This is a genomic window from Alteromonas sp. IB21 (genome assembly GCF_016405965.1).
GTDB lineage: Bacteria > Pseudomonadota > Gammaproteobacteria > Enterobacterales > Alteromonadaceae > Alteromonas.
In genome coordinates this window covers 1-1,173 of record NZ_JAEFCD010000064.1, presented here as the reverse complement: position 1 = coordinate 1,173, position 1,173 = coordinate 1, and the positions used below count along the sequence as shown (strand labels likewise).

1 protein-coding gene is annotated in these 1,173 nt (G+C 46.6%); it reads left to right on the top strand.

Annotated elements, in window-relative coordinates; all coding sequences use genetic code 11:
* On the top strand, positions 1 to 1,173 hold a 1,173-nt coding region (gene tnpC / locus JC525_RS19715; RefSeq protein ID WP_198817848.1), incomplete at both ends, for an IS66 family transposase.

Genomic DNA, 1,173 nt, shown 5'->3' with positions numbered 1-1,173 from the left:
CGCGGATTGCCTATTTAGAAGAACAGTTCCGTGTTGCCCAGCACAAGCAGTTCGGTAAAAGCACCGAAGGCCACCCTGGGCAAGGTGAGTTGTTCAATGAAGCGGAAGAACTGGTTGTTGAATCTGAAACAGCCGAAGAAACGATTAGCTATACCCGCAAAAAGCCCACACGTAAACCGCTACCTAAAGACCTGCCTCGTGAAGTTATCGTTCACGATATTAGCGACGAAGAAAAAATCTGTGGCTGTTGTGCGGGCGAATTACATCGCATTGGTGAAGATAAGTCAGAGAAGCTTCAGTTTATTCCTGCACAGGTTAAAGTGATAGAGCATGTTCGCCCTAAATATGCGTGCCGTACCTGTGAAAAGGACGGTATCAGCAACACGATTAAACAAGCGCCCGTACCTCACAGCGTGATCCCAAAAGGCTACGCAACGCCAAGCTTGTTAAGTCAAATCATCACCAGCAAATATCAGTATGGGTTACCGCTTTATCGACAAGAAGCGATGTTCAAACAGCACGGTATTGAATTAAGCCGTAAGACGATGGCGGACTGGATAATCCGCTGTGCTGAGTTGTTTAAACCGCTTTATGAGCAGCTTCATCAACACCTGTTAAAGCAACTTGTTATCGCGGCGGATGAAACCACACTAAAGGTTATTGAGTCTGAAAAAGCGACCAGCTATATGTGGCTGTACGCCAGTGGCGCAGACTCTCCTAACGGTAATATACCCGATGCAGAGATACTTAATATCGTGTTGTACGACTACCACAATAGTCGCGCTGGGCAATGCGCAGTAGACTTCCTTGATGGCTATAACGGCTACCTGCAAGTAGATGGCTATCAAGGCTATGAGCAAACGCAAGCCACACTCATTGGTTGTTGGGCACATGCACGCCGTAAGTTTATCGAAGCCAAAAAAGGTGCAGGAAAGAAAGGCAGTGGCAAAGCAGATTGGGCGCTCAATCACATCCAAAAGCTCTACCGCATCGAAACCCAGTTAAAAGATAAAACGGTGAAAGTGCGCTACCTTACCAGACAAGAAAAGAGCCTACCGTTGCTCAATCAGCTTCACGCATGGCTAATGAAATCAGTTCAACAAGTGTTACCGAAAACCAAATTAGGCGAAGCGATACAATACTGCTTGAACCAATGGGAAAAGCTAGCGCGTT